25 protein-coding genes and 1 tRNA gene are annotated in these 26,535 nt (G+C 69.2%); 14 read left to right on the forward strand and 12 right to left on the reverse strand.

The window, feature by feature from the left end; genetic code table 11:
* Positions 1-5 precede the first annotated feature (5 nt).
* The gene (locus tag YWY_RS0115400; RefSeq protein ID WP_051310322.1) at positions 6-1,532 is read right to left on the reverse strand and encodes an aldehyde dehydrogenase family protein; all 1,527 of its coding nucleotides are present in this window, start codon (positions 1,530-1,532) and stop codon (positions 6-8) included.
* A 128-nt stretch (positions 1,533-1,660) separates the two neighbouring features.
* Here YWY_RS0115400 and YWY_RS0115405 point away from each other — a divergent pair, with 128 nt between their 5' ends.
* Positions 1,661-2,695 (forward strand): metallophosphoesterase, encoded by a 1,035-nt coding sequence (locus YWY_RS0115405; protein ID WP_028848348.1) that lies wholly within the window; start codon positions 1,661-1,663, stop codon positions 2,693-2,695.
* 111 nt (positions 2,696-2,806) lie between these two features.
* Entirely contained in the window at positions 2,807-3,418 is a 612-nt protein-coding gene (locus YWY_RS0115410; protein WP_028848349.1) for a TetR/AcrR family transcriptional regulator, read from the forward strand.
* A gap of 14 nt (positions 3,419-3,432) precedes the next feature.
* Here YWY_RS0115410 and YWY_RS0115415 read toward each other — a convergent pair whose 3' ends face one another.
* Positions 3,433-4,209, reverse strand: a complete 777-nt coding sequence (locus YWY_RS0115415; protein WP_051310324.1) for an ABC transporter permease — start codon at positions 4,207-4,209, stop codon at positions 3,433-3,435.
* A gap of 56 nt (positions 4,210-4,265) precedes the next feature.
* On the reverse strand, positions 4,266-5,258 hold the full coding sequence (locus YWY_RS0115420) for an ATP-binding cassette domain-containing protein (RefSeq protein WP_051310325.1): 993 nt from the start codon (positions 5,256-5,258) through the stop codon (positions 4,266-4,268).
* Positions 5,259-5,321: 63 nt separating this feature from the next.
* Between YWY_RS0115420 and YWY_RS0115425 the strand changes: the two genes are divergently transcribed.
* On the forward strand, positions 5,322-6,068 hold the full coding sequence (locus YWY_RS0115425; protein ID WP_028848352.1) for a TetR/AcrR family transcriptional regulator: 747 nt from the start codon (positions 5,322-5,324) through the stop codon (positions 6,066-6,068).
* Between the two features lie 156 nt (positions 6,069-6,224).
* Here YWY_RS0115425 and wzt read toward each other — a convergent pair whose 3' ends face one another.
* Complete coding sequence (gene wzt, locus YWY_RS0115430; RefSeq protein ID WP_028848353.1) at positions 6,225-7,013, reverse strand: galactan export ABC transporter ATP-binding subunit Wzt/RfbE; 789 nt, start codon at positions 7,011-7,013, stop codon at positions 6,225-6,227.
* Between the two features lie 7 nt (positions 7,014-7,020).
* Entirely contained in the window at positions 7,021-7,941 is a 921-nt protein-coding gene (gene wzm / locus YWY_RS0115435) for a galactan export ABC transporter permease subunit Wzm/RfbD (protein ID WP_245566696.1), read from the reverse strand.
* 110 nt (positions 7,942-8,051) lie between these two features.
* Here wzm and YWY_RS22290 point away from each other — a divergent pair, with 110 nt between their 5' ends.
* Complete coding sequence (locus tag YWY_RS22290) at positions 8,052-9,785, forward strand: acyl-CoA dehydrogenase family protein (protein ID WP_051310326.1); 1,734 nt, start codon at positions 8,052-8,054, stop codon at positions 9,783-9,785.
* A gap of 107 nt (positions 9,786-9,892) precedes the next feature.
* Here the strand turns inward: YWY_RS22290 and YWY_RS0115445 are convergent, their stop codons facing one another.
* On the reverse strand, positions 9,893-10,480 hold the full coding sequence (locus tag YWY_RS0115445) for a bacterial proteasome activator family protein (protein ID WP_028848355.1): 588 nt from the start codon (positions 10,478-10,480) through the stop codon (positions 9,893-9,895).
* A gap of 171 nt (positions 10,481-10,651) precedes the next feature.
* Between YWY_RS0115445 and YWY_RS0115450 the strand changes: the two genes are divergently transcribed.
* Both YWY_RS0115450 and YWY_RS0115455 read left to right on the forward strand, forming a co-directional pair.
* Positions 10,652-11,851: a cysteine desulfurase-like protein gene (locus tag YWY_RS0115450; RefSeq protein WP_028848356.1), complete on the forward strand. Its 1,200-nt coding sequence runs from the start codon at positions 10,652-10,654 to the stop codon at positions 11,849-11,851.
* Between the two features lie 158 nt (positions 11,852-12,009).
* Positions 12,010-12,867: an EamA family transporter gene (locus YWY_RS0115455; RefSeq protein ID WP_028848357.1), complete on the forward strand. Its 858-nt coding sequence runs from the start codon at positions 12,010-12,012 to the stop codon at positions 12,865-12,867.
* Positions 12,868-12,873: 6 nt separating this feature from the next.
* Here the strand turns inward: YWY_RS0115455 and YWY_RS0115460 are convergent, their stop codons facing one another.
* On the reverse strand, positions 12,874-13,845 hold the full coding sequence (locus tag YWY_RS0115460; RefSeq protein WP_028848358.1) for an NAD(P)H-quinone oxidoreductase: 972 nt from the start codon (positions 13,843-13,845) through the stop codon (positions 12,874-12,876).
* Positions 13,846-13,899: 54 nt separating this feature from the next.
* Between YWY_RS0115460 and YWY_RS0115465 the strand changes: the two genes are divergently transcribed.
* Complete coding sequence (locus tag YWY_RS0115465; protein ID WP_038045438.1) at positions 13,900-14,562, forward strand: GNAT family N-acetyltransferase; 663 nt, start codon at positions 13,900-13,902, stop codon at positions 14,560-14,562.
* A gap of 104 nt (positions 14,563-14,666) precedes the next feature.
* On the forward strand, positions 14,667-16,205 hold the full coding sequence (locus tag YWY_RS0115470) for a M28 family metallopeptidase (protein ID WP_028848360.1): 1,539 nt from the start codon (positions 14,667-14,669) through the stop codon (positions 16,203-16,205).
* Positions 16,206-16,687: 482 nt separating this feature from the next.
* Here the strand turns inward: YWY_RS0115470 and ypfJ are convergent, their stop codons facing one another.
* Complete coding sequence (gene ypfJ / locus YWY_RS0115475) at positions 16,688-17,623, reverse strand: KPN_02809 family neutral zinc metallopeptidase (protein WP_028848361.1); 936 nt, start codon at positions 17,621-17,623, stop codon at positions 16,688-16,690.
* A 515-nt stretch (positions 17,624-18,138) separates the two neighbouring features.
* On the opposite strand from ypfJ, the gene YWY_RS0115480 reads away from it, so the two are divergent.
* Positions 18,139-18,225: transfer RNA gene (locus YWY_RS0115480), tRNA-Ser, on the forward strand.
* A gap of 113 nt (positions 18,226-18,338) precedes the next feature.
* Here YWY_RS0115480 and YWY_RS0115485 read toward each other — a convergent pair.
* On the reverse strand, positions 18,339-18,812 hold the full coding sequence (locus YWY_RS0115485) for a nitroreductase family deazaflavin-dependent oxidoreductase (RefSeq protein ID WP_211227611.1): 474 nt from the start codon (positions 18,810-18,812) through the stop codon (positions 18,339-18,341).
* Positions 18,813-18,988: 176 nt separating this feature from the next.
* On the opposite strand from YWY_RS0115485, the gene YWY_RS22295 reads away from it, so the two are divergent.
* From YWY_RS22295 to YWY_RS0115510, 5 genes are all read left to right on the forward strand, one after another.
* Complete coding sequence (locus YWY_RS22295) at positions 18,989-20,230, forward strand: glycosyltransferase 87 family protein (protein ID WP_051310328.1); 1,242 nt, start codon at positions 18,989-18,991, stop codon at positions 20,228-20,230.
* Complete coding sequence (locus YWY_RS0115495) at positions 20,211-20,864, forward strand: response regulator transcription factor (RefSeq protein WP_028848363.1); 654 nt, start codon at positions 20,211-20,213, stop codon at positions 20,862-20,864. The genes YWY_RS22295 and YWY_RS0115495 overlap by 20 nt, the downstream gene beginning before the upstream one ends.
* Before the next feature lie 244 nt (positions 20,865-21,108).
* Positions 21,109-22,446: an Nramp family divalent metal transporter gene (locus tag YWY_RS0115500; RefSeq protein ID WP_028848364.1), complete on the forward strand. Its 1,338-nt coding sequence runs from the start codon at positions 21,109-21,111 to the stop codon at positions 22,444-22,446.
* A 66-nt stretch (positions 22,447-22,512) separates the two neighbouring features.
* Entirely contained in the window at positions 22,513-23,871 is a 1,359-nt protein-coding gene (locus YWY_RS0115505) for a sensor histidine kinase (RefSeq protein ID WP_245566697.1), read from the forward strand.
* On the forward strand, positions 23,868-24,791 hold the full coding sequence (locus tag YWY_RS0115510) for a TAXI family TRAP transporter solute-binding subunit (RefSeq protein ID WP_028848366.1): 924 nt from the start codon (positions 23,868-23,870) through the stop codon (positions 24,789-24,791). The genes YWY_RS0115505 and YWY_RS0115510 overlap by 4 nt, the downstream gene beginning before the upstream one ends.
* Before the next feature lie 73 nt (positions 24,792-24,864).
* Here the strand turns inward: YWY_RS0115510 and YWY_RS22300 are convergent, their stop codons facing one another.
* The 3 genes from YWY_RS22300 to YWY_RS0115525 form a co-directional block, all read right to left on the reverse strand.
* Positions 24,865-25,320 carry an acyl-CoA thioesterase gene (locus YWY_RS22300; protein WP_051310329.1) on the reverse strand — a complete coding sequence of 152 codons (456 nt, stop codon included), beginning with the start codon at positions 25,318-25,320 and terminating at the stop codon, positions 24,865-24,867.
* A 393-nt stretch (positions 25,321-25,713) separates the two neighbouring features.
* On the reverse strand, positions 25,714-26,079 hold the full coding sequence (locus YWY_RS0115520; RefSeq protein ID WP_028848367.1) for an MmcQ/YjbR family DNA-binding protein: 366 nt from the start codon (positions 26,077-26,079) through the stop codon (positions 25,714-25,716).
* Between the two features lie 183 nt (positions 26,080-26,262).
* A complete protein-coding gene (locus YWY_RS0115525) occupies positions 26,263-26,445 on the reverse strand; it encodes a hypothetical protein (protein ID WP_028848368.1) in 183 nt (60 codons plus the stop codon).
* Between the last annotated feature and the right edge of the window lie 90 nt (positions 26,446-26,535).

The following is a 26,535-nucleotide window of genomic DNA, read 5'->3' on the forward strand; positions in this document are numbered from 1 at the left end:
GGGACTCACCGCCCCCGGCCGTGCAGCAGCCGCACGACCCACATCACCAGTTTCATGTGCCGCGGCTTCCGCGCGAACGACAGCAACGGCAACGGCATGCGGTACTTCTGCCGCGCGATGGACTTGGCCGCCGCGAACTCGCGCAGGCCGTCCGGTCCGTGAATGCGCCCGAAACCGGAGTCCCCGAGCCCACCGAACGGCAACGCGCCGACCATGGCGTACGTCTGCACCGAGTTGATCGACGTCATTCCGCTGCGCAGCCGGCGGGCGATCTCCATTGCCTTCGACGTCGAGCGCGTATACACCGCCGAACCCAGGCCGTAGCGGGTGGCGTTCGCCTTGGCCACCGCCTCCTCGAGGTCGCGCACCCGGTTGATGGTGATGGTCGGCCCGAACGTCTCCTCGGTCATCGCCGCGGAGTCCTCCGGCACGTCGGTCAGCACCACCGGATGCACGAACGGCGGCCGGACCGACTCGGGCCCGCCGACCACCGCCTTCCCGCCACGCTCCACGGCATCCGTGATGTGCTTGCGGATGATCTCCACCTGGCTCGGCATGGTGATCGGCCCGAGCTGCGCATCCTCCTGCGCGCCGACCCGGATGCCCGCGGCGATCGTGGCGACCCGGTCCACGAAGGCGTCGAAGACCTTCTCGGTGACGTAGGCGCGCTCGATCCCCACGCACGTCTGACCGGCGTTGCCCATGGCGCCGAACGCCACAGCCTCCGCCGCGGCTTCGATGTCCGCGTCGTCGGCCACGATGACCGCGTCCTTGCCGCCTGCCTCCACGATCACCGGCGTGAGCGTTTCCGCGCAGGTGGCCATCACCTTCTTGCCGGTGGCCGTCGACCCGGTGAACGCCACCTTGTCGACCCCGCTCCGGCACAGCGCCGCCCCTGTCGGCCCGAACCCGGTGACGACCTGCAACACCGGCTCCTCCGGTACGGCCTCGGCGAACGTCTCGGCGATCCAGGCCCCCACCCCCGGCGAGTGCTCGCTCGGCTTGAACACCACCGCGTTGCCCGCGGCCAGCGCATACGCGATCGAGCCGACCGGCGTCAGGATCGGGTAGTTCCACGGCCCGATCACGCCGATGACGCCCAGCGGCTGGTACTGCACGCTCGCGGCGAGGTTCATGGCCAGCGGCCCGGTGCGCACCTTGCGTGGGCCCAGCACCTTGCGCGCGTGCTTGGCCGCCCAGTCGATGTGCTCGATGGCGCCGATGGTCTCCAACCGCGCGTCGTCGGTCGGCTTGCCCGTCTCCGCATGCATCAGCCGGGCGAGCTCGTCGATGCGCCGGACGATGGTGCGTTTCCAGGCCAGCAGCCGGTTCTTGCGCTCGTCGAACCCGAGCCCCGACCACCAGCGCGCGGCCTTCCTGGCCCGCGCGACAGCCTCCGCCACCGCCTCCTCGTCGTGCACCGGATACGTCCCGACGACCTCACCGGTCGCGGGGTTGAGCGATTCCAGTACCTCGCCCGCGGGCGCGCTCGACATGGACTGCGTGGACTCCGTGGACGCCGTGACCGACATGGGACCTCCCAGGTGACCGGAGGTCCATCTTCACTCGGACAACTGACCAAGTCAACGGCGATCCGCTGGACCAGCGCCGCTCGGCACGGCAAGATTCCCGCCAGCTTCGCCCAGTCCGGAGGTCGGTCATGACGGAGTTCAGCAGGCGCAGTGCCCTCGTAGGAGCCGCCGCCGCAGGCGCCCTGTTGGTGCCCGGTGTGGCTCGGGCGACCACGGTCACCAAGTTCCCGTTCCCCACGACGCCGGAACTCACCGTGCTGGTCACCGGCGACGCAGGCACCGGCAATGCGTCGCAGTACGCGGTCACCGCGGCCGCACGGCAGGTACTGGCCGGCGAGCGGCTGTCGCTGGCGCTCGGGCTCGGCGACAACATCTACGAGAACGGGCCGGAGACCCCGGACGACGACGAGTTCGCGGACAAATTCGAGGTGCCCAACACCGGGCTGGACGTGCCGTGGCTGATGGCCTTGGGCAACCACGACAACAGCCTGCTCATCCCCGGTGACGGCAGCTGGCTGCTGCGCGGCAACAACGAAGTCGGCTATCACGAGCGCTCCCCGCGCTGGTGGATGCCGTCCCGCTACTACTCGGTCGCGGTGCCCGACCACGACCCGGTGGCCGAATTCTTCGTGCTCGACCTCAACCCGCTCACCGCCTACCTGCCGAAGTTGCTCTACTGGGCGCCCTACGGCCCCTACATGCGCAAACAGCGCGAATGGTTGAAGCAACGGCTGGCCACCTCGCGGGCGAAGTGGAAGTTCGTCTGCAACCACTACCCGTATCTGAGCAACGGCTCACACGGGAATGCCGGCGCCTACGACGGAGTACCGCCGCTGCTTCCGCACGCCAACGGCGCCTACGTGAAGAAGTTCTTCGAGGACCTCGTGCTCGGCCGGGCCCAGTTCATGCTCGCCGGCCACGACCACACCCTCCAGGTGCTCAAGCCGACCCCGGCCACGAAGGGCACGATCCAGCTGGTCAGCGGCGCGGCGGGGAAGACGTCCGGGCATGGTGGCGGCGACAATCCCGCCTACTTCCAGCGGTTCGACACCCTCGGGTTCATGCTGCTGGACATCACCAGCAGTTCCGTCGGCGTCCGCGTCTACACCGTCGATCCGGCCACCCAGCGCGCTGAGCTGGCGTACCAGCGGCAGCTGGCCTGACCGCGATTGACGTCGACGCCCCTCTATGGCCCCGATCTGGGCCGGGCGGAGCAGCCGGATGCGGCGTGTTGGACGCTTGACGCACTACCGGGGCTGCGTAGCGTAATGCGCATGTCCAGGGTCCCGGTCGACGTGCGTCGTCGTGATCTCGTCGACGCGGCGATCACGGTGATGGCCCGGGATGGCGTCGCGAAGGCCACCACCCGCGCCATCGTCAACGAGGCAGGTGTCCACCTCGGGCTGTTCCACTACTGCTTCAAGTCCAAAGAGGACATGCTGCTGCAGGTCATCGAGACGCTGCACGAGCGGCATCTGCGCGCGGTGCTGGACAGCGTGGATCCGCGGGCAGGGTTCGAGGACATGGTGCGCGCGGGCATCCGCGAGTACTGGGATCGCGTGGAGCGGTTTCCCACCGAGTACCAGCTGAGCTACGAGCTGACCCAGTACGCCTTGCGAAATCCCGCGCTGGCCCGGGTGGCGCGGCGGCAGTACGAGTTGCACCTGGAGTACGCGCGGGCGTTCCTGACTGCCGTCGCCCAGGCTGCCGGGGTGCGTTGGAGAGTGCCGTTGGACGTGCTGGCTCGCAAGGTGCAGAGCGCGGTCGACGGGGTGACGCTGGCGTGGATCGTCGATCGCGACACCGAAGCGACCCTTGCGGTGCTGGATCTCTACGTCGAGCAGCTGGTGGCCCTCGCCGAGCAGAACGTCACCCAGCGCGCCTAGCTCCGTCACCGCGCTCACCGGACGCGCCGGTGGAACAGCACCCGTGCCAGCAGCACGGACACCACGAAGATCCCGCCGCACCACGCCGCGGCCAGCAGGGCGTTCGAGCCGGCGGGACCGCCCAGCAGCAGTGCGCGCAGCGTTTCGATGACCGGCGTGACGGGCTGATTCTCGGCGAAACCCTGCACCCACCCCGGCAAGGTGTCGACCGGGACGAAAGCACTACTCGGGTACGGCAGGAAGGTCATGAAGAACGTGAATCCGCTGGCACCCTCCTGGGTGCGGGCCAGCAGGCCGATCACCGCCGATACCGCGGAGATGGCCAACACGAACATGACCACGACACCGGCGGCCAGCAACCACTCCCGAAGCCCGGCGACGGGCCGGAAACCGATGGCGAACGCCACCGCCAGCACCAGGGCGGTGGACACGACGTTGCGGGCGAGGCTGGCGGTCACGTGCCCGGTCAGCACCGCCGCGCCGGAGACGTCCATGGACCGGAACCGATCGATGGCGCCGGACGACATGTCGGTGCTGACCGTTTGCGCGGTGAGGGATGCGCCGAATCCCGCGCAGAGCAGCAGGACGCCGGGAACGACGTAGGTGACATACGCCGTGCCGGTGTCGATCGCGCCGCCGAACAGGTAGACGAACAGCAGCATCAGGATGACCGGCAGCGTCAGCGAGATCAGCAGCGCCTCCGCGTTGCGGCTGGTCAGCCGCAGGCTCCTGGCGGCCATGGTGATCAGGTCGCCGACGCGTGACGGGGCAGGTGCGATGTGCTCTGGCATGGGAGTTCCTTCGAGGTGTTGCGCGCCTTGATGCGTGCGAGATGCGACGGCGGAGCTCAGGCGTGGGCGGGTTCCTTCGGGCGTTCCTGCGCCGGGCGGCCGGTCAGGGCCAGGAAGACGTCGTCGAGCGAGGCGGTACGGGTGCGGAAGTGCGCGATCGTCGTCCGGCTCGGATCGATGTCGTCCAGCAGCGACCGGACATGGGCGGCGCTGCCGTCGGTGACGGTCGCCAGCCGCAGCTCCTCCGGCTCGGCCGACACCACCGCGTCGCCGAGCTTGGCCGATGCCGCCCGAAAGCTCGCTCGGTCGACGAACGTGATGTCCAGCCGGGTGTCGGCCACCTTCTGTTTGAGTTCCGCGGCCGTGCCTTCCGCGACGATCGTGCCGTGGTCGAGCACCGCGATGCGGTCGGCGAGCTCGTCGGCTTCCTCCAGGTACTGCGTGGTCAGCACGACGGTGACGCCACGAGCGACCAGGTCCTTGATCGCCTGCCACAGGGCCAGCCTGCTGCGCGGATCCAAGCCGGTGGTCGGCTCGTCCAGGAACAGCACCGCGGGCTCGGTCACCAGGCTGGCTGCCAGGTCCAGGCGCCGCCGCATGCCGCCGGAGTAGGTGCCGACGCGCCGGCCGGCGGCCTCGGTCAGGTCGAAGCGCTCCAGAAGCTCCGCGGCCCGGGCGCGCGCCGCTGCCCGCCGGAAGCCGCGCAGTCGCGCCATCATGACCAGGTTCTCGGTGCCGGTCTGATCCTCGTCGACGGCGGCGTACTGTCCGGTGAGGCTGATCCTGCGGCGCACTTTCGTGCGCTCCCGCACGACGTCGTACCCCGCCACCCGCGCGGTCCCGACGTCCGGTGGCAGCAGTGTCGACAGGATCCGCACCGTCGTGGTCTTGCCCGCGCCGTTCGGCCCCAGCAAGGCGAAGACGCTGCCCCGTTCGACGTGCAGGTCGACACCGCGCAGGACGTGCACGTTTCCGTACGACTTCTCCAGTCCGTGGGCCGCCACGGCCAGTTCTTCGGTCACCGCAAGCTCCTTGACTGCGTACGCCATACGCTGTTGCGTACACCATACGCAGTTTTAGGATGAGGAGCAACTGCGACAGGTCGGAGGCACATGGCGGAGCGCCCGGAACTTCCCTCGAGCCTCGAGCTCGCCTGGGGCCGACGCGCGCCGTCGGGGCGCGGACCTCGGCCGGCATTGAACGCCGAGCGCATCGTGGCCGCCGCGGTGCGGGTGGCGAACGCCGAAGGCCTGGAAGCGGTCTCCATGAATCGCGTGGCCGCGGAGCTCGGCTCGTCACCGATGGCGCTGTATCGCCACGTGGCGTCCAAGGACGAGCTGCTGATGCTGATGTTCGACCTGCCGTTGGAGAAGCCGCCCCGGTTCCCGGACGACGCAGGCTGGCGAGAGCGACTGATCATGTGGGCCCAGGCGCACCGCGAGGTGTTCCAGCGTTACCCGTGGATGGTCCGGATGCCGATCAGCGGACCGCCGATCACGCCGAACCACATGGCGTGGTTCGACGCCGGGTTGGCCGCACTTGCCGACACGGCGTTGACCGAGGGCGAAAAAGTCGGCGCGGTCCTGTTGGTCAGCATGCACGTGCGCAGCAACGTTCAGCTGAACGCGGACATCGAGGCGGCGGAAGCCAACACGGACCAGGCCATGGTGCTCGCCCACTACGGCGCCTACCTGCGCCAACTGATCAATGCCGAGGATCATCCGGCGGTCTGGCGCGCCCTGCAGGCCGGGGTGTTCGCGGCCGAAGCCATCGAGGCCGACGACGACTTCGAGTTCGGCTTGGAGACGATCATCGCCGGGCTGGAGGCGCTGATGCAGCGCCGCGAGCGGTCCGCGTAGCGTCACTTCGCCCGCCCGGGCGCCGGCCGCGGTCGCACCGGTGCTGCCTGCCGACGTCAGTGTTGCCTAACCGGGCGCCGGTGCTGCCTAACCGGGCGCCGGTGCCGTCTGCCCGGCGCCAGTGCTGTTTGCCGAGCGTCGGTGCGGTCTGGCGCGTCAGTGGACGCCGAGCCGCTCCGCCGTCTCCGCGGGCATGGTCTCGAACGGATCCCTGCCCTTGTAGGCGGTGATCACCTCGCGCAGCGGGCCCTGCTGCTTGATCCGGCCGCCTTCCATCCACACCGCCGACGTGCACAGCTCGAGCAGCAGGTCGTCCTGGTGGGAGGCGAACACCAGCAGGCCGGAACGGCGGACCAGGTCGACCAGCCGGTCCCGCGCCTTGTTCATGAACGCCGCATCCACCGCGCCGATGCCCTCGTCCAGCAGCAGGATCTCCGGGTCGATCGAGGTCACCACGCCCAGCGCCAGCCGCACCCGCATGCCGGTCGAGTAGGTGCGCAGCGGCATCTGCAGGTAGTCGCCGAGCTCGGTGAACTCGGCGATGTCGTCGATCCGCTTCTCCATCTGCCGCCGAGACATGCCGAGGAACAGCCCGCGGATGATGATGTTCTCGTAGCCGGAGATCTCCGGGTCCATGCCGATGCCCAGGTCGAACACCGGCGCCACCCGGCCGACGATGCGCGAGCTGCCCCTGGTCGGCTCGTAGATCCCGGCAAGCAGCCGCAGCAAGGTCGACTTGCCCGCGCCGTTGTGCCCGACCAGGCCCACCCGGTCGCCTTCGGACAGCGACAGCGTGATGTCCTGCAGGGCCTCGATGACCGGGACCTTGGTGTCGGTGCCGATGTTCCCGCCGACCTTGCCGAGCACCCGCTTCTTCAGCGACCGCGACTTGGCGTCGAAGATCGGGAAATCGACGTACGCCCGCTCGAGTTCGATGCTCACCATGTGTCGCTCACACCCAGTACGAGACGCGGGAACGGTAGTTGCGCATGGCCACCAGCGTCAGGCCCCATCCGACGACGGTGATGATGCCGACCACCAGCCAGTGCGTCCACGACTGCTGGTTGCCGATCATCGGGGCACGCAGCAGCTCGACGAAGTGGTACAGCGGATTGAGGTCGGTCACCAGCGCCCGCCAGCCTGCCACGTTGCCGAACTTCTGGTACAGGATGTCCGCCGACCACACGATCGGGGTCATGAAGAACATCAGGCTGGACAGCGCCACGATGAGCTGCGGAATGTCCCGGAACCGGGTCGAGACGATGCCGAACAGCAGCGTCACCCACGCGCCGTTGATCACCAGCATGGCGAACGCCGGGACGGCCAGCACCGCGGTCCAGCTCAATCCGGGGTGCCACCACTCGAAGTCCCCCGGCTGCGCCTCGATGATCTGGTACGGCTGCGCCAGGTCGTCGAAGAAGATGACCAGGATGATCGCGTAGACGATCAGGTTGTGGGCGAACATGATCGTCAGCCGGTACACCGTGCGCAGCGCGTACACCGACAGCGGCGCGGGCAGGTGCTTGATCAGCGCCTCGTTGTGGATGAACGTCTCGGCGCCCTCGGTCATGCAGCCGATGATGAAGTTCCAGACGATGAAACCGACCGTCAGATACGGCAGGAACGTGCCGATCTCCGCGCCGAACAGCTGCGAGTAGAGCAAGCCGAGGCCGATGGCGGTCACGCCCATGCTGAGCGTGATCCACAGCGGGCCCAGCACCGAACGGCGGTAGCGCTGCTTGATGTCCTGCCAGGCCAGGTGGCTCCACAGCTCCCGGTCACGCAAGCCGTCGCGGATGTCCGCGATCGCGCGAGCCCAGCTGCGCCGCGTGGCCACCGGAGCGTCCGGCTGGGCGGGAGTTGACACCTGCACGGAGCACGAGCGTACCCGGCAGGTTCGCGCGGCTTGAGCCGACCGTGGGCGGAGGTCGTCCGTTCGTTCTTCGGCGCGCGGAATCGCGCCGCTTCCGGTTCAATGAAGTGATGACCGACCGCCCGCAGCCCGACGGCGGGGCGCAGCCCAGCCCCTCGTCGTTCACCAAAGCCATGTTCTCCGGAGTGCTGCTCGACGAGCTGGTGTTCCCGTACCCGCAGTTGAGCCGCGAGGAGGCCAAGAAGGTGCACGAGCTGATCGGCACCGCGCGGGAATTCCTCGGCGAGCACTACGACCCGTGGCGGGTCGAGCGGGAGCGCTGGGTGGGCGACGACATCATCCGCGGCCTGGGTGAACGTGGCCTGCTCGGGCTGTACGTCTCGCCCGAGTACGGCGGGCAGGGGCTGTCGCAGACCGGCTACTGCCGGGTGATGGAGGAGTTCGGCGGCATCGACGCCACGCTGTCGGTGGTCATGGGCGTGCACCAGTCCATCGGCATGAAGCCCATCCACATGTTCGGCACCGAGGAGCAGAAGGCCCGGTTTCTCCCGGACCTCGCGGCCGGGCGGAAGCTGGCCGGCTTCGGGCTGACCGAACCGAACGCCGGATCGGACGCCTACCACGTGCAGTCCTACGCGGAACGGCAGGCGGACGGCTCGTTCGTGCTGAACGGGGAGAAGCGCTGGATCGGCAACGGCGCCAAGGACGTGGTGTGCGTGTTCGCCCGGTGCGAGAACGGCCACGTCGCGCTGATCCTGGAGAAGGGCATGGACGGGTTCGACGCGCCGCACCGCTTCGACACCCTCGGCCTGCGCGGCAACGACCTGCGCAAGCTGACGTTCACCGACGTGCGGGTGCCCAAGGAGAACGTGCTCGGCGAACCCGGTGACGGCTTCCGCATCGCCATGGCCACGCTGAACAACGGCCGGATGTCGCTGGGCACCGGGGTGGTGGGCGGCACGAAGGCCCTGATCGAGCAGGCGATCGAGCACACGAGCGAGCGCGAGCAGTTCGGCGTCCCGTTGGCCGACTTCGAGCTGGTCGAGGACAAGATCGCCTGGATGGTCAGCTACCTGTACGGGCTGGAGTCGCTGGCCTACCTGACCACCGGCCTGGTCGATGCCGGGGTGGCGGACTACTCGCTGGAGTCGGCGATGTCGAAGGTCGCGGCCACCGAGTTCAACTGGTACGCGGTCAACCGGGTCTTCCAGCTGCTGGGCGGTGCGGCGTTCATGGCCGATTCGCCGATCGCCAAGTCGCTGCGCGACACGCGGATCTTTCCGATCTTCGAAGGCGCCAACGACGTGCTCCGCGCGTTCATCGCGCTCAACGGGCTGAAAGTCGTCGCCGAGGAGTACGACGACCTGCGCGGCATCAACCTCAGCGACCCGATCAGGACCATCGGCACCATCGCCGAGTTCGTGCGCGGGCAGATCACCCGCAGGCTCCGGCCCGCCGGGCTCGAATCGGTGCACCCGGCCTTGGCCAAGCAAGCCGACGCGGTGTCGGACCAGACCAAGAAGCTGCGCGCCGCGGTGGAGTCGCTGTTGCGCCGGTACGGCAAGGACGTGCGATCGCGGCAGCGGCACCAGAAACGGCTGGCCGACGCGGCGACCGACATCTACGCCCAGGTCGCGACGCTGTCCCGGACGAGCGCGCTGTTCGAGGACCAAGGGGTCGAGGCGTCCGGGCAGGAGAAGTTCATTGCGCACTCGTTCTGCGACCGGGCTGCGGCGCGGGTGGAATCCCAGCTGCGGCTGATCGACCACAACGACGACGACGCGATGCATTCCATCGCGCGGCTCGCCTACAACCACGGAGGGTACGGGCCCCGGCTGCATTGAGCCGGTGACGACCACGGTGGAGCGGGCCCGGCTGCATCGAGCTCGGCCGCTGTGCGCCGGGTGTCCCAGCTCGCGCAGCCGGCCCGCTCGTCACCGCCAGTCGGACGTCACAGGTACTGGCCGGTGCCGTGGCTGTCGCCGGGGCCGGAGCTGTGCCCGGTGGAGTGGTGGCCGCCGGTGGGCAGCCCGCGGCGCATCTGCTCCAGCTGCACCCTGGCCGCCATCTGCTGCGCGAACAGCGCCGTCTGGATGCCGTGGAACAGGCCCTCCAGCCAGCCGACGAGCTGGGCCTGCGCCACCCGCAGCTCGGCGTCGGACGGCGTGGTGGACTCGGTGAACGGGGCCATCAGCCGTTCCATCTCTTCCCGCAGCTCCGGGGCGAGCGCGTCCTCCAGCTCCTTGATCGAGGTCTCATGGATCTCGCGCAGCCGGTTGCGGCTGGCGTCGTCCAGCGGAGCGGCCCGCACCTCCTCCAGCAGCTGCTTGATCATCGTGCCGATCCGCATCACCTTGCCGGGCTCTTCGATCAGCTCGCCGACGTTGCCGTTGTCGTCGTCGGACGACTCGGCAGGGATCTTCGCGGCACCCACCGGAGAGCCGTCGGGACCGACAACCACCACGTGGTGTGACGCTTCCTGCTCGGCGTTACCTGCTGTGCCGGATTCTGGGGTGTTCGGCTCGGACATGTGCTCCATCCGTGTGGTCGACGGTGAACGCGGCCGGGCCGGCCGCGATGGCCCACTCTCGAGAGTAGTCGCTACCTGGGCAATCGAGCCCGCAGAGGGCACCCCGGACCGTCCCACCTCTGGCAGCGTCCGTACGGTGTGTTGTCGTGGGGGGACGGGGGGCACTTTGCGGAGGTGAGGATGCCATTCGACATCGCCCGCATCCGTGGCCTGATGCCGGCCCTCGGCGATGGGTGGGTGCACCTCGAGGGCGCTGCGGGAATGCTGGTTCCCGAACAGGTCGCCTCCGCGGTCGCCACGGCGATGCGGGCACCGGTGTCCAGCCCGGGTGGCGTCTTCCCGGCGTCCCAGCGTGCCGACAGCATCGTGGCGGCGGCGCGCCGGGCGATAGCCGACCTGACCGGAGCGGATCCGGAAGGCGTCGTGCTGGGCCCCAGCAGCGCGGTGCTGCTCTGGCGCCTGGCCACCGCGCTGGGTGACGTGTGGACGCTCGGCGACGAGGTGGTCGTCTCCCGGCTGGACGAGCCGGCGAACCAGATTCCGTGGGTGGAGGCGGCGCGGCGGGTCGGCGGCGTGGTCCGCTGGGGCGAAGTGGACATCGAGACCTGTGAACTGCCCGCGTGGCAGTACGAGACGCTGGTGACGCCGCGGACCAAGCTGGTCGCGCTCACTGCCGCCTCCGGCACGGTCGGCACCCGGCCGGACGTGGCCACGGTGGCGGAGTTCGCGCGCCGAGTCGGTGCGCTCATGGTGGTCGACGCCTCCTTCGCCGCCCCGTTCGTCCCTTTGGACATTCACGCCTCGGGCGCCGACGTCATGGTGGTGTCCGCGCTGTCGTGGGGCGGCCCGGCGGTGGGGGCGCTGGTGTTCCGGGACCCGGGGTTGCTGAACCGCATCCACTCGGTGTCGCTGGACCAGGCCGCGCGCGGCCCGGCCCGGCTCGAGGTGGGGGCCCATGCGTACGCGCTGCTGGCCGGCATGGTGGCTTCGGTGGACTTCCTGGCCGGTTTGGACGACACGGCTGCCGGGTCGCGGCGCGAGCGGCTGCTGGCGTCGATCGCCGCGGCCCGGCACCACACCTCCGAACTGCTCGCCCTGCTCACGTCCGAGCTGCGGGCGATGCGCCACGTGATGCTCATCGGCGACGCCATGCGGCGCATCCCGGCGCTGGCTTTCACCGTGGTCGACCACAAGGCCGCGGAAGTCGTGCAATACCTGGCGTCGCGGGGGATCTGCGCGTTCGCCGACGACGGCACGACGGGATTGTTCGCCGCGCTCGGGGTGGGCGAGGTCGGCGGGGCGGTGCGGATCGGCCTGGCCCACTACACCAGCAGGTTCGAGGTCAACGAGCTCATCAGGGCCCTGCGCGATCTGGCGTGACGCCGAGCGGGCCAGGCGTGTGCTGCCGCCGCATGGCGGCTCGTGCCGTGATCCGGCCCATTGGCGGGCGAGCCGGTGTGCGGCATGATCCATCGCCGATGACGTCGAGTCGGTGACGGGACGCGTGGCGAGGGCGGCGCGCGGAGACGGGTGAGGGCGTGGGCGTACTTCTGGCGCTGGGGTCTGCGTTCAACTACGGCTTGTCGGACTACGTGGGTGGCGTCGCGTCGCGGCGGGCGTCGTTCCTGCGCATCGCGATGCTTGGGCAGATCGGCGCGCTCGTGGTGGTCGGGCTGGCCGCTCCGGTGGTCTCGCCGGAGATTCCCGCCCTGGCCGACCTGGCGTGGGGCGGGCTGTCCGGGGTCGGCACCGCCATCGGGATGACGTTCTTGTTCCGCGGCATGGGGCGCGGTGCGGTGTCCATCGTGGTGCCCACCAGCGCGGTCGGCGGGGTCGTGCTGCCGGTGCTGGTCGGTGTGCTGGTGCTCGGCGAGCGGCCGGAACCGCTCGCGTGGCTGGGCATCGTGATCACGCTGCCCGCGTTGTGGGTCATCTCGCGCGGCAACGGCGACGACGCCCACGCCGCCAGAATGTCGGTGCTGGACGGGCTCGTCGCCAGCGTCGGGATCGCACTGCAGTACCTGGCGCTGGCGCAGGCAGGACCGGACTCCGGGATCTGGGCGGTGGCGTCCGGTCGGGTCACGTCGATCGTCACGGTCCTCGTGCTGGGCATGATCGTGCCTGCGCAGCACATCGACGCGATCGCCGGCGACGGCGAAGCGCGGCGCGCGACGGCCGGAGGCCTGCTGGCCGGAGTGCTCGCCGGCGCCGCGCTGGTGTGTTACCTCTACGCCACGCGGGTCGAACTGATCACGGTCGCGGTCGTGGTGGCGTCGCTGTACCCGGTGGTTCCGGTGATCCTGGGCGTCACCGTCCTGCGCGAACGACTCAGCCGAGGGCAGAGTGCCGGCTTGGTGGCCGCGATGGCGGCCACCGTCATGATCGCGTCGGCCTGAGACGGCTCACCCGACGGTGAGCAGTACCTTGCCGAAGACCTGGCCGCCCTCGAGCGCGCGGTGCGCCTCCGCCGCGTTCGACATCGGCACGGTCTGCCCGATGACCGGCCGGACGGCCCCTTCCTCGATCAGCGGCCACAGGTGCTCCCGCACCGCGGCGACGATGGTCCCCTTGTCGTCCACCGGGCGCCCGCGCAGGTTGGTCGCCGTCACCGAGCCGCGCTTGCTGAGCAGCTTGCCGATGTTCAGTTCGGCTTTCGTGCCGCCCTGCATGCCGATGATCACCAGGCGGCCCTCGGTGGCCAGCGCGTCGACGTTGCGGTCGAGATACTTCGCGCCCATCACGTCGAGGATGACGTTCGCGCCGCCTTCGGCCTTGACGACCTCGACGAAGTCGTCCTCGCGGTAGTTGATCGCGATGTCGGCGCCCAGCTCGCGGCACCTGTCCACCCGCTCCTGGGAGCCCGCGGTGATCGCGACGCGCGCGCCGAGCGCCTTGCCGACCTGGATCGCGTGCGTTCCGATACCGCCTGCTCCGCCGTGCACCAGCAGCAGCTCACCGGCCTGCAGCCGGGCCACCATGACGACGTTGGACCACACCGTGCAGGCGACCTCCGGCAGCGCGGCGGCCTCGACCAGGTCGACGCCGCCCGGGACCGGTAGCAGCTGGGCGGCGGGCACCGCCACGCGCTCCGCGTAACCGCCACCCGCCAGCAACGCGCACACCTCGTCGCCGACCGACCAGCCGTCGACCCCTTCGCCGACCTCGACGATCCGGCCGGAACACTCCAGTCCCGGGTACTCCGGCGCCCCGGGCGGCGGCGGGTAGTAACCCTGGCGCTGCAACACGTCGGCCCGGTTGACCGCCGAGGCCACCACCTCGAGCAGCACCTCGCCCGCGCCCGGCCGCGGATCGGGCACCTCGGTCCACTGCAGCTTTTCGGGTCCGCCTGGTTCGCTGATCGTTACCGCACGCATGCGCCAACCGTATAACCAGTGGCGGCCCGTGCCCGGAGACCGCACGATGTGCCCATGACCGCTGACCCGTGGCCGTTGCGTCATCTCGTGCTCCGCACGCCCAGACTGGAACTGCGCCCGGACGACGACGACGGGTTGTTCGAGCTGATCGAGGTCGCCCGGGCCGGGATCCACCCGCCGGAGGAGATGCCGTTCGCGTTTCCGTGGACCGACGCCGGACCGGAAGCGCTCGGCCCGAACACGGTGCGGCATCACTGGGAACGGCGCGCATCGATCGTGGGCGGGTCGTTCGTGGTGAACTTCCTGGTGCGGCTGGACGGCAAGGTCATCGGCGAGCAAGGATTGGTGGCCGAGGACTTCCCGATCACCAGGGAAGTGTCCACCGGGTCGTGGCTGGGCAGGGCCTGTCAAGGGCAGGGCTTCGGTACCGAGATGCGGGCGGCCGTGCTGATGTTCGCGTTCGATCACCTGGGCGCCGAGACGGCCCGGTCGTCGGCGCTGGACGGCAACGAGGCTTCGGCCGCGGTCAGCCGGAAGCTGGGGTACCGGCCGGACGGCACACGGCTGCTCGTGGTGCGCGGCCGACGGCGGGTCGAGCGGCGATTCCTGCTCACGGCGCAGGATTTCGTTCGTCCGAAGTGGACACTCTATACCGAGGGTGCGGATGCTTGTGTGCCCTTTTTAGCCAGTGGCCAGATTCCGCCGGTGAAACCTTGACGTATCGGGCAATCCGCATAGGGTCATGGCGCTATCGGGGCGCAGCGGCCGGCGGGGCGGCCCGCGCCACGGTGGACCCTTTCCACGAAACCGGGAGTTCGGTTATGCCATCGGTGAGAAAGAAGCTCGCCGCCGTTACCGCGGTCGCGGCGGGCGCTGCTTTGGTGCTCGGCGCGCCAGGTGCCGGCGCCGCTCCGAAAGCGGATCAGAATCTGCCGAAGAAGCTGGTCAAAGCGGTCAATCCGGACAAGGTGCAGAAGCACCTGATCGCGTTCCAGCGTTACGCCGACCAGAACGACGGGAATCGAGCCGCCGGGACGGAAGGACACAACAAGTCCGCCGAGTACGTCGCCTCGAAACTGGAAGCCGCGGGCTTCGACGTCACGCGTCAGGAATTCGAGTTCGTCTACGACGAGACGGTGACCGAGACGCTGACCGTGGGCGGCGAGGACATCCCGGTCATCCGCATGGCCTACAGCGCCAACAGCCCGGAAGGTGGGGTGACCGCGCCGCTGATCGCCATCCCGGAGGACGAGACGCCGGGCTGTGAGGTCAGCGACTACAGCGCGGACGTCGAGGGCAAGATCGCGGTCATCCAGCGCGGTGCGTGCACCTTCGCCGAGAAGCAGACCGCCGCGGCCGAAGCGGGCGCCGTCGGCGCGATCATCTACAACAACGTCGACGGCGCGCTCAACGGGACCCTGGGCGACCCGGAGGTCGGCGCGATCCCGACCGGTGGCGTGACCCAGGAGGACGGCGCCAAGCTGGTCGCGGCCGCGGGCCAGGAAGCGACTCTGGACCTGCAGGGCATCACCGAGCAGCGCACCACCAAGAACATCATCGCCGAGACCAAGACCGGTCGGCACGACAACGTGGTGATGGCCGGTGCGCACCTGGACGGTGTGCCCGACGGCCCGGGCATCAACGACAACGGCTCCGGTTCGGCCGCGCTGCTGACCACGGCGCTGGAGCTGGGCGCCACCCCGAAGGTGAACAACGCGGTGCGGTTCGCCTGGTGGAGCGCCGAGGAGCTGGGTCTGGTCGGCTCGGAGTACTACGTGTCGCAGCTGTCGGAGTCCGAGCAGTTCGACATCGCGCTGTACTTGAACTTCGACATGATCGGCTCGCCGAACGCGGCCTACTTCGTCTACGACGGCGACGACTCCGACGGCGTGGGTGCGCCGGAAGGCCCGTACGGCTCGGCCGACATCGAGAAGACCTTCGTCGACTTCATCAAGAAGCAGTACAAGATCACCACGCAGGGCACTGACTTCGACGGCCGGTCCGACTACGGTCCGTTCATCGAGGTCGGCATCCCGTCGGGTGGTCTGTTCACCGGCGCCGAAGGGATCAAGACCGAAGAGCAGGCCAAGCTGTGGGGCGGCAAGGCCGGTGTCGCGTACGACCCGTGCTACCACGCCAAGTGCGACAACCTCGGCAACCTCGACCGCAAGGCGCTCGAGGTCAACAGCGACGCCATGGCGTGGGCGATCGCCAACTACGCGCTGAGCACCGAGAAGGTCAACGGCATCAAGCCGGGTGGCAAGAAGTCGAAGGCCGCCATCGCCAAGCTGCGGGCGGGCGAGCGTGTCCTGCCGAAGGTGGCCAACAGCCACGCGCACGAGCACGCCGCGGTGAGCTGAGGCAGCTCGATACTCCTCTGACGCGGGCGGTTCCTCGAGCGGGAGCCGCCCGCGTTGCTTTGTCCGCGGCCTGTCGGGGATACGTCAGCCGGGCCGCGCACCTGAGCGCGGAAGCTACGGCAGCGCAACAGGATCGCGGTTGTCCGGCTGGCCGCGAGCACGCCACTCGGTGTGTGGCCTCGCTGGCACCTGCCGGAATCCCAGTGGCTGCGTCAAGGTGGTCGACCAGTTCTCGCCGCCTTGCGCGGCCGCCCTTCGTTCCAGTGAGGTGACGAGCTGGGAGAAGCCGCGCGGGGTCGTGGTGGTGGGATGACGGCGGGCAGCTGGCCGGCTCGTGGTGGCGGGCGAGCTGCGGTGGGCGGCTTGCGCGGGTTGTGGTTTGTGGTGCGTGGCGGTGGGCTGTTTGCGGGGTTGTGGCGACGGTGGGCAGCCGGCGCTGGTTCGCGGTGACCGGTGTGTCACGCGCCGCGCCGATGGACAGGTCAGCCGAGGTCGTTGGTGTTGAACGTGTCGCAGGCCGCCGGGTCACCCGTGTTCAGGCCGGTGAGCAGCCATTTCTCCCGCTGCGCCGACGTGCCGTGGCTGAACTGGGACTCGTCCACCCGGCCGCCACCGAACTCGCGCTGCAGGTAGTCGTCGCCGATGTGCTGCGCCGCATCGAGGGCCTGCCTGATGTCTTCCTGCGTGATGTTGGTGATCAGCGGTTCGCCGCTCTCGGTCGGTGTGGTGGCGGCGTTGTGCGCCCACACTCCCGCGTAGCAGTCGGCCTGCAGTTCCAGGCGCACCAGGCCCGAAGTCGGCCCGGTCTCGTTGTGGTTGATCCGGGACGAGCGGCCCAGCAGGTTCTGCACGTGGTGCCCGTACTCGTGGGCGAGCACGTACGCCTCGGCGAACAGTCCGCCCTCGGCCCCGAACCGGCGCTGCAGCACGTCTTCGAAGAAGGACAGATTCAGGTACACGCCCTCGTCGGCCGGGCAGTAGAACGGGCCGATGCTGGAGTCGGCCGCCCCGCAGGCGGTCTCGACGCGGTCGGTGAAGAAGGTCGTGGTGGCTGGGCGATACGTCGTGCCGGAGCGAGCGAACGCGTTGCTCCAGTAGTCCTGGATCGAGTTGACGATGGCGACGATGGCGCAATCGTGGTTGCGCTTGGCGTCGGCGCCGGTGCGACATTCGGAGCTCAGGTCGCTGTTGGTGACCTGCTGACCGGAGCCGAGGCCAGCCAGCCCGCGGTCCAGCCCGAACCCGCCGCCGAGATTGCCGAAACCGCCCCCGAACTGCGACAACAGCAGGTAGATGATCACGCCGACGATGCCGAGCCCGCCGCCGCCTGCGACGACCCGGCCCCCGATGCCTCCTGTGACACCCCGCAGGTCGCGAATCTCACCTGCGTCGAGGTCGGCTCCTTCGTTGAAGTCCACGTCGCACTCCTCACTGCGCCGTGTGAAGCGTAACCAAGCTGCGCCGTCGATCCGCGCCGTGGACAAGCCTGGGCGCGGTCGCCCGCGCTGTCCAAACGGGCACCGCGCCCAGGGTGAGAGGTTGTTGGGGCGATTGGCCGCACCGCGGGCCGGCGGCTAGCACTGCTGGCCGATATGGACACCTGGCCGAGGCAGGCTGGAACACCGTCGAGATACGCGACCATGTGCGCGCATTCGGAGGACACCCGCGTCTGACGACCGCTCTCGTCCTCGCCGGAATCGGGTCAGGCCGCTCCAAACGAGGGGGCACAGTCGGCGGCCAACCGCGAAGAATCATTCGACACTGCACCACCTGCCCTTCCCGGGAGGGCCGGCCCGCCGCTGTTCGCCGCGGAACGCCATGGGCCGTGACCATCCGTACACCCAGCATGCGCCTGTCGTGCTGATGAGACAAGGCCGTTCACCTTTCCCGGTCGCTCCGTGCGGGGGAGGTGTCGCTACCCTTTGGGCATCGAGGAGGCGTGGCAGAGCGGCCGAATGCAGTCGCCTTGAAAGCGACCGTCGGGTGAAACCGACCGGGGGTTCAAATCCCTCCGCCTCCGCGTGACGATCGACGACGGGCCGAGCCGGGCAGCTCGGCCCGTCGTCTTCGGAGGGCTACGCCGGACAGTTCGTATGCCGCTGTCTGAGCAGACGCAGCGAAGGGCCGGAAGCGTCATCGAGGACGGAAAGCCAACGCTTTGACGGTGGCGGCCACTTCCGGCCATCGCGGGTCGTCCGGGTCGGCGGGGAAGCCGAGCAGTGGCGCGAGGCGCCGCCAGGCGCGGGGATGCTTGCGCTGGTAGGTGCGGAGCGCGCGGAGCGTTTCGTCCGGCTCGAGGCGCCGGTGTTCCGGGTTCAGCCAGCGATCCCTGCCGATGCGGACCTCCACGGCCGGGGCGGCTTGCAGGTTGCGATACCAATCCGGGTTCGGGCCCCATGCCGCCACGACTACGGCCTCGGGAAGGTCGGGCCGGAAGTCGACGACTTCGACGACCACCTCGCGCCGGGCCCCGGTGCGCCGTCCGCGATGAACCAGGTAGAGCAGCCGCCGCCGGAAAACCCATCCGAGGTGTGCGCGATACAGCCAGATCGGCGCGCGCAGCAGGGCGCGGAGCACTCCCCGTGGTTTGCGATCCGTCAAAGCCATCGTCATGCCACCGTATGCCGTCGGAAAGCCGTCCGCTTGCCGCCCCGGTGTCGTCGGCGTTCCTCGCCCTGTGCACCGCTTGCCCGATATCGGCCGGGCAAGTACCGGCAAGGGGTTGGCGCGTTGCCGGTGGTGATCGGTAACCTCGCGGCGATTGGATACAGGGGGCCGCAGGCATGTACGTCACCACGGGGAATTCTGTGGAGGCGTCGCGCCAACGCCGCGGCTGGCGGGTGGAGCCGGCGGTGGCTTTGGTCGCGATCGCGTTGATCGGTGTCGTCGGGTACGACGTCGTGCGCTCCTGGGGCGGTGAACTCCTCGACGTGAACGTCTACCGCCAGGGCGCACAACAGTGGCTGACCGGCCAGGACGTCTACGCGACGAGCGGGTTGGACATCAACCTGCCTTTTCTTTATCCGCCGCTGGCCGCGGTGTTGTTCAGCTCGCTGGCGGTCGTGAGTGCCGAAACCGCCGGTGTCGTGATGACGGTTCTGTCTTTCGCGGCCCTTGTGCTCGCGGCGGTGGTGCTGGCTCGCAGATTGCCCGAGCGAACCGGTCCGTGGCCGCTGGTTGCCGCCGGAATGGTGGCACTGTGCCTGCAATTCGAGCCGGTCAGGCACACGTTCGGATTCGGCCAGATCAATCTCCTTCTTCTTGCGCTCGTCGTCGTCGATTGTTTGGTCGACCTTCGGTGGTTGCCGCGCGGGGTGCTTGTCGGGCTCGCCGCCGCCATCAAGCTCACGCCCTTGGTGTTCCTGGTGTATTTCCTGCTACGACGGGACACACGTGCAGTCGTGGCGACGGTCAGCTCTTTCGTCGGGTGCATGGCCCTGGGCTTCCTTCTTGCGCCACAGGCCTCCATCTCGTATTGGACCGACGTCGTCTTCGACACCGCAGAACGGGTCGGCAACGAGTATGCGGGCAATCAGTCGATTTACGGTGTGCTGTCCAGGGCCGGGTTCGACGAAGGCGGGTTGATCGTGCTGTGGCTGCTCGTCGCGATCGCGGTCACCGCGATCGGCGCCGTGGCCATGCGCCGCGCGCTGCGCCTGGGCTCCGAACTGACCGCGGTCGCGATCTGCGGTGTCGTCGGCGTGATGGTCTCGCCCATTTCGTGGAGTCATCACTGGGTGTGGGTGTTGCCTGCGCTGGCTGCCACGCTGGAAATCATGTCGTGGCGCGTGCTGCTGCCTGCGGTCGTGGTCGCGGCGATCTTCGTGCTGGCGCCGCACTGGTTGGTGCCGAACAACGACGGCCTCGAGTATGGGTGGACGGCCGGCGAGTGGCTGCTCGGCAACGCCTATCTGCTCACCGCGGCCGTCGTTCTGGTGATCGTGGCGGTGGCCGGTTTCCGGCGGCGGGTGGCGGAGTCGCACCCACGCGGCATCATGTCTGCCGATGCGGATATTGGTGGTTGAGGACGACGACGGCGTCGCGGGTGCGATTCTGGATGCGCTCCGGGCCAGGGGACACGGTGTCTTCCGGGCCGCAGTCGCGGCGGAAGTACCTGTGCTGCTGCCGGATGCCGAGCTGGTGCTGCTCGACCTCGGATTGCCGGACGGCGACGGCTTCGAGGTGCTGCGCACCATCCGGCGCGCCTCCCCGGTCCCGGTGCTGGTGATCACCGCCCGGTCCGCGGAGCGCGACGTGGTCCGTGCCCTCCACCTCGGTGCCGACGATTACCTGGTGAAACCGGTCAGGCTCAAGGAATTGTTGGCGCGGGTGGATGCCGTCGTGCGGCGCGCGCGAGCGCAGACCGCTGATCCGGTTGCCGAAATCGGCGATCTCCGCGTCGACCTCGCGGCCCGGCGGGTCACCGTCGGCGGCGCAGAACTGCGCCTGACCGGCAAGGAGTACGACATCCTGGCTGCTCTGGCGCGGCGGCCGGGTGTCGCGGTCAGCCGCGACGAACTCCTGCTGCAGGTGTGGGGCCATGTCGACAAATCGGTTTCGCGCGCCCTGGACGTGCACCTGGCGGCGCTGCGCGCCAAGATCAACCGGCCCGGGCTGCTGACCACTGTTCGCGGTTTCGGCTTCCGGCTCGGCGACTGACCGGTGAAGCGCACCGGTGCGCTTGGTCGGTTGTTGGTGGCCGGGGGTGTTGTGGTGGCGGGGGTGTCTCGGTGCGTTCGGTCGGTTGTTGGTGGCCGGGGATGTTGCGGTGGCAGGAAGCGTCCCGGTGCCCGGTCCGTTATCGATTCTGTTCTTAAGAACGTGTGAAGCTGGCCCGTCCGCCCATGGCCTGCGCCGTATCGTGCTCGCCGACATTCTCCGGCGCAACGAAGGGCAGGAGGTCATGAGCAGCGATTCCTCCAGCACGAAGACGGCATCCGCAGAGGTGCCGACCGGAAAGGCCAAGCTCCGCTGGCTCGGGCCGGGACTGGTGGCCGCGGCGACCGGTGTCGGCGCAGGCGACCTGGTCGCGACGATGGTGGCGGGCGCCCAGTACGGCACGATGCTGCTGTGGGCGGCGATCGTGGGCACGATCCTCAAGCTGGCACTCGGTGAGGGGGTCGGTCGCTGGCACGTGGCCTCCGGCACCACCCTGCTGGACGGCTGGCGCCGACTCGGCTACTGGGCCACGGTCTTCTTCGGCGTCTACATGATCCTGTGGGGCTTCGTCTACGGCGCGACCGCGATGTCGGCGACCGCGTTGCCGCTGAACGCGCTGTTCGGCGGGCTGTCGGTGCGTTACTGGGCGATGATCGCCGGGGTCGTGGGCTTGATCCTGGTCTGGCTGCAGCGCTACCGGGCGTTCGAGAAGGTCATGACCGCCCTGGTGCTGGTCGCGTTCGTGTCGGTGATCCTGATCGCCGTCCTGGTCTCGCCCAACCTGGGCGAGGTGTTCGGCGGTCTGGCGCCCCGCCTGCCGGACGGCTCGGTGGTGTACGTGCTCGGTCTGATCGGCGGGGTCGGCGGCACCATCACCATGGCCGCATACGGCTACTGGGCATTCGCCAAGGGGTGGAAGGGGCCGCGCTGGCTGTCCATGATGCGGCTGGACAACGCGGTCGGCTACATCATGACCGGCATCTTCGTCGTGGCGATGCTGATCGTGGGCTCGACCTTGCTGCTCGGTCAGCAGCTGACCGAGAGCGACACCGGCCTGCTGGTGCTGGGCGAGGAGCTGGGTGAGCAGTACGGCCAGTGGGCCCGCATCGTCTTCCTGATCGGCTTCTTCGCGGTTTCGGCGACCTCGCTGCTGGGCGTGTGGAACGGCGTGAGCCTGCTGTTCACCGACTGGACCCGCACCATTCGCCTGCCGCACGGCAGGAAGGCCGAAGCCGCGATGGCCGAAGCCGCGGTCGGCGAGCAGGCGGAAGGCGGCGAGCCGGTGGCGTACCAGGCGGCGGCCGCCGAACGATCCCTGCCGTTCCGTGCCTACCTGCTGTGGCTGACGTTCCCGCCGATGCTGCTGCTGTTCCTGGACAAGCCGTTCGGGGTGACGCTGGCCTACGGCGTGCTCGGCTCGGCGTTCATGCCGTTCCTGGCGATTTCGCTGATGCTGCTGCTCAACTCGCGGCGCATTGGGCAGGAAGGCCGCTCCGGGTGGCTGTCCAACGTCCTGCTGACCGCGTGCGCGGCGCTGTTCCTGACGCTGCTGGTCACCGACATCGCCGGGCGGCTGTCCTAGCCTGCACACCGTGACGGCGAGTAGCACGGGACGGCGGGCGGACTGATGCGCCGCAGGCTGCTCCTCGTGCTGCTCGCCTTCGCGGTCGTCGCCGTGGCGGGGTTCGCCGTCCCGCTGTTGCTCAGCACCGCGGAGAGCCGCACCAACGAGTTCATCCTGTCGCGCTCGGCCGACGCGGCCCGGTTCGCCGCGATGGCCCAGACCGCGTTGGCGGAGAACAACACCGATCAGCTGCGTGACGAGGTGGCCGCCCACAGCCGGGTATTCGGCGACGGGGTGTTGATCGTCGATGCTCGGCGCACTGTCGTCGTGGCGGAGGGGTTGCCGGCCGACGACCCGCGCGCGGTGTCTGCAGCGGAAGCCGCGTTGCGCAATCAAACCCAGCCGAGGCCCGCGGATCTGCGGCCGTGGTCCTCCGGAGACGTGCTGGTCAGCCACGCCGTCGGCACCGGGGTGCGGGTGAGCGGCGCGGTGGTGCTGCGCACCTCGGTCGAGCCTGCGGTGGCGGACATCCGGGTCTGGTGGGGCGGGATCCTGCTGGGTGCGCTGCTCGCGCTGGTGGTCGCGGTGTTGCTGGTGCTGCGGATCGCGCGGTGGGTGCTGCGGCCGATCGATCAGCTGGCGGCCGGCATGCACCGCATGACCCAAGGCCGGGGGGACACGCATGTCGAGGTGGTGTCGGGGCCGCCGGAGCTGCGGGGGCTGGCGCAGAAGTTCAATCGGATGTCCGATGCGCTGGCCGAGTCGGCCGAGCGGCAGCGCGCCCTGGTCGCCGATGTGTCGCACCAGCTGCGGAATCCGATGGCGGCCCTGCGGCTGCGTCTGGACGGAATCGCGGATCGGCAAGGCAGCGGGCACGAGCACGACGTCCGGCAGATGCAGGTCGAGCTGGCACGCCTGGAAGACCTGCTGGACGGGATGCTCGCGCTGGCTTCGGCGGACAGCACCGCCACCGACCTGGCCGCCTCCGACGAGCCGCAGGCGCAGTGCGATGCGGCCACGGTGTTGGCCGAGCGGGTCGAGGCATGGCACGACGCGGCATCCGAGGCAGGAGTGCGGCTCGCCGGCGCCATGCTGTCCGAGTTGCGAGTCGGGTGTTCCGAGAGCGAGCTTGCGCAGGTGTTCGACGTCGTCCTGGACAACGCCATCAAGTACGCCGGTGACGGCGCGACGGTGACGTGGTCGGGCGAACGCCACGACGACTACGTGGTCGTGTGCATAACCGATGACGGCCCGGGGGTGGCGGAGCAGGACCTGCCACGGTTGACCCAACGGTTCTGGAGGGGGAGCAGCGGGCCGGGTTCGGGCCTGGGGCTGGCCATCGCCGAGCGGCTGGTGACGGCTCGGGGTGGACGGTTCGAGCTGTATCACGTTCAGCCGCACGGCCTGGGTGTGCGGCTGCGGCTCCCGGCGGTGACCACATGAAGCGGCGGACAGCACTGGTCATGGCGCTGGGGGTGGCCGCGGGGAGCATGGCGGGCGCGTGCACCCGGTCGGCGGAGCCGCCGCCCGGCCTGCGCATCGCCGCGGGGGAGCCCGGTGGGTTCTACGTGGAGTTCGCCCGGCTGCTGGCCAGGACGCTCGACGCCACGGTCGGCTACACGAACGGTTCGCATCAGAACATCGCCCAGGTGCATGTCGGCCGCGCCACCCTCGGCCTCAGCTTGGCCGACGTGGCCGAAGCGGCCGTCGCCGGGCGTGAGCCGTTCGGCGAGCCGCTGCCGTTGCGGGCGATCGGCCGGGTCTACGAGAACTACATGCAGCTGGTGGTCTCGGCGGACAGCGCGATCAGTTCTGTCGGCGATCTTGCCGGCCGCCGGATCTCGCTGGGCGCGGCGGGATCTGGCGCAGCGATCTTCGGTGAACGGTTGCTGGCCTCGGCAGGGGTGAATGCGCGGGTGGACCACAACGAGCTGTCGGTGGCGACGAAGCGGCTTGCCAGGGGAGAGATCGACGCGCTGTTGTGGTCCGGCGGCGTGCCGACGCCCGCGTTGACGGCGCTCAGCGGCTCGCATGCGGTCCGGCTGCTCGATCTCACCACCGTGTTGCCCGCCTTGCTGGAGGCGTACGACGCGCCGTATCACCGGGTGGTCATCCCGGCCGGGACATACGGCAACACTGGGCCGGTGGCCACGATCGGCGTGCCGAACTTGCTGCTGGCCAGCCGGACGCTCTCCGCGGATACGGCGGCGGCGGTGGCCCGTACCCTGGTCCAGCAGGCGCCGCGCCTGGTTCCGGCGTCCGCGCTGGGAACCCAGTACTTGGAGTTGCGCTCGTTGATCGCCACCGGAAGCGTCCCGCTGCACCCGGGGGCAGCAGACGCGTATCGAGAGCTCAGAGGGTAGGCCGACCGGAGGACTCGTGGGTTGGGGTCGCGGGCTGCGGAACGTGGTGACGCGACGGCTACTGGGCTGTGGATCAGCCGTCCGCTGCGGTGTGCCCCGACGGCTGTTCACCGGATGCGCCCGGCGCGAAGGGTTCGAACACGGCGCGAACCTCGGCCGGGGGTCTCTTCGGCCGAAGCTCCTTGGGGTCGACCCACACGTAGCGATTGGTCACCTCGGCGACGCGCTCGTCGCCGCGCATCATGTCGAACCGCAGGATGAGGGACGTGGTGCCGAGCTTGTCCACGAAGCAATCCACGCGCAGCTGGTCCTTGTAGTGGCACGGCGCACGGAACCGCACGTTGGCCTCGGCGACGACGAAGTCGACACCGAGGCCGAGCAGCTCGTCGTAGGAGCCGAAGAGCGTTTCGATGCACTCCATGCAGGCCATGTCGGCATACGCCAGGTAGTGCGCGTTGAACACCACGCCTTGCGCATCGCATTCGTGGTAGCGCACCCGCAGGGGCATGGACGTGATCACTTTGGCCATTCTGCGACGGTAACCGGTCGGCTCGGCCCCCGGCGAGGCGTGACTCCGGTCGACGCGTCAATGGCGGGGCTGGGCGGTGGCGGTGTGGGCAGCTGATCACTTCAGTGGCAGGGGCTGGGCGGTGGCGGTGCGGGCAGCTGATCACTTCAGTGGCAGGGGCCGGACAGCGGCGATGCGGGCAGCTGATCACTGCGCCGTGCGGGTGTGCATGCCGTTCGGTGTCGACCTGCGTTGTCGTGGTGAGGTCGGCGGCTCGGGTCGGCGCGCGGAAGCCGGTCGATCCACCAGCGAGCGGGATCATTGACGTTTGTCGGCGAGCAGAGGCTCGGACGCTGCTCGGCACGGCTACAGCGGCGAGCCGGCCGTGGCGCAGTCCGACGTCAGTCCATCCGGTCAGCCGTCGCCGGTGGCCAGCGTCGGCGGCTCCGGATGGGCGTCGATCAAGTCCTCCGGTGCGGACAACCGCCATGCCTCGTAGACCAGCTCGGTCAACTCGTCCGCATCGATGCCTGCCAGATACACCACCACCCAGCCGAAGGCGCCCGAGGTGAACTGCACCTCGAACACGTCCGGCCGCTCGGCGACCAGCGCCTTCTGCTCGTGCAGCAACTGCTTGAGGCCGACCGTCCGAGTGCGCGGCCAGTAGTACCCGAACCGCTTGCCGCGCACGCGGTAGGAGGTGTAGTCGCCGCCTTGGGTCTGCGTCACCTCGGGCAACGCGTCGATGATCCGGAGAAAGACAGTGCTGTCGACGGCCACCAGGGCATTGTGCGCACCAGCACCGTCAATGTGGTGAAGACGTGTTCGGCTGGCCGGCTCAGGGCCCGCGACCGGTGCGCTCGATGATTCGGACGCCGCTCCGGCGTGGTGCCGCGAGGCGCCTTTGTCCGGTGCTTCGACGGGCGGAACGGTCGGGCGACGGAGCCGACGCGTTCGCTGGGCTCAGCCGGGTGGTTCGGTACCGGAGTGGCCGCCTTCTTCCGCCGTCGTCTCCGAGGGGTCGATGGGGCGGTTCGCCTCGGCGCCTTCCTCGGGGTCGCGTCGTTGATCCTTGGTGTGGCCGAAGACCTTGCGCTCCAGGTCGTCGACGGCCTCTTGGGATTCCTTCGGCGTGCGCTCGGGCATCCTGCTCGCCTCCCGTCTGGTCGCGGGCCGTCCGCGTGCCCGGCCCCACGACCGCTGTAGCCGCGACGATAGCCGAAAGTCGGCAATTCG

Source organism: Thermocrispum agreste DSM 44070 (assembly GCF_000427905.1).
Taxonomy (GTDB): Bacteria; Actinomycetota; Actinomycetes; order Mycobacteriales; family Pseudonocardiaceae; genus Thermocrispum; species Thermocrispum agreste.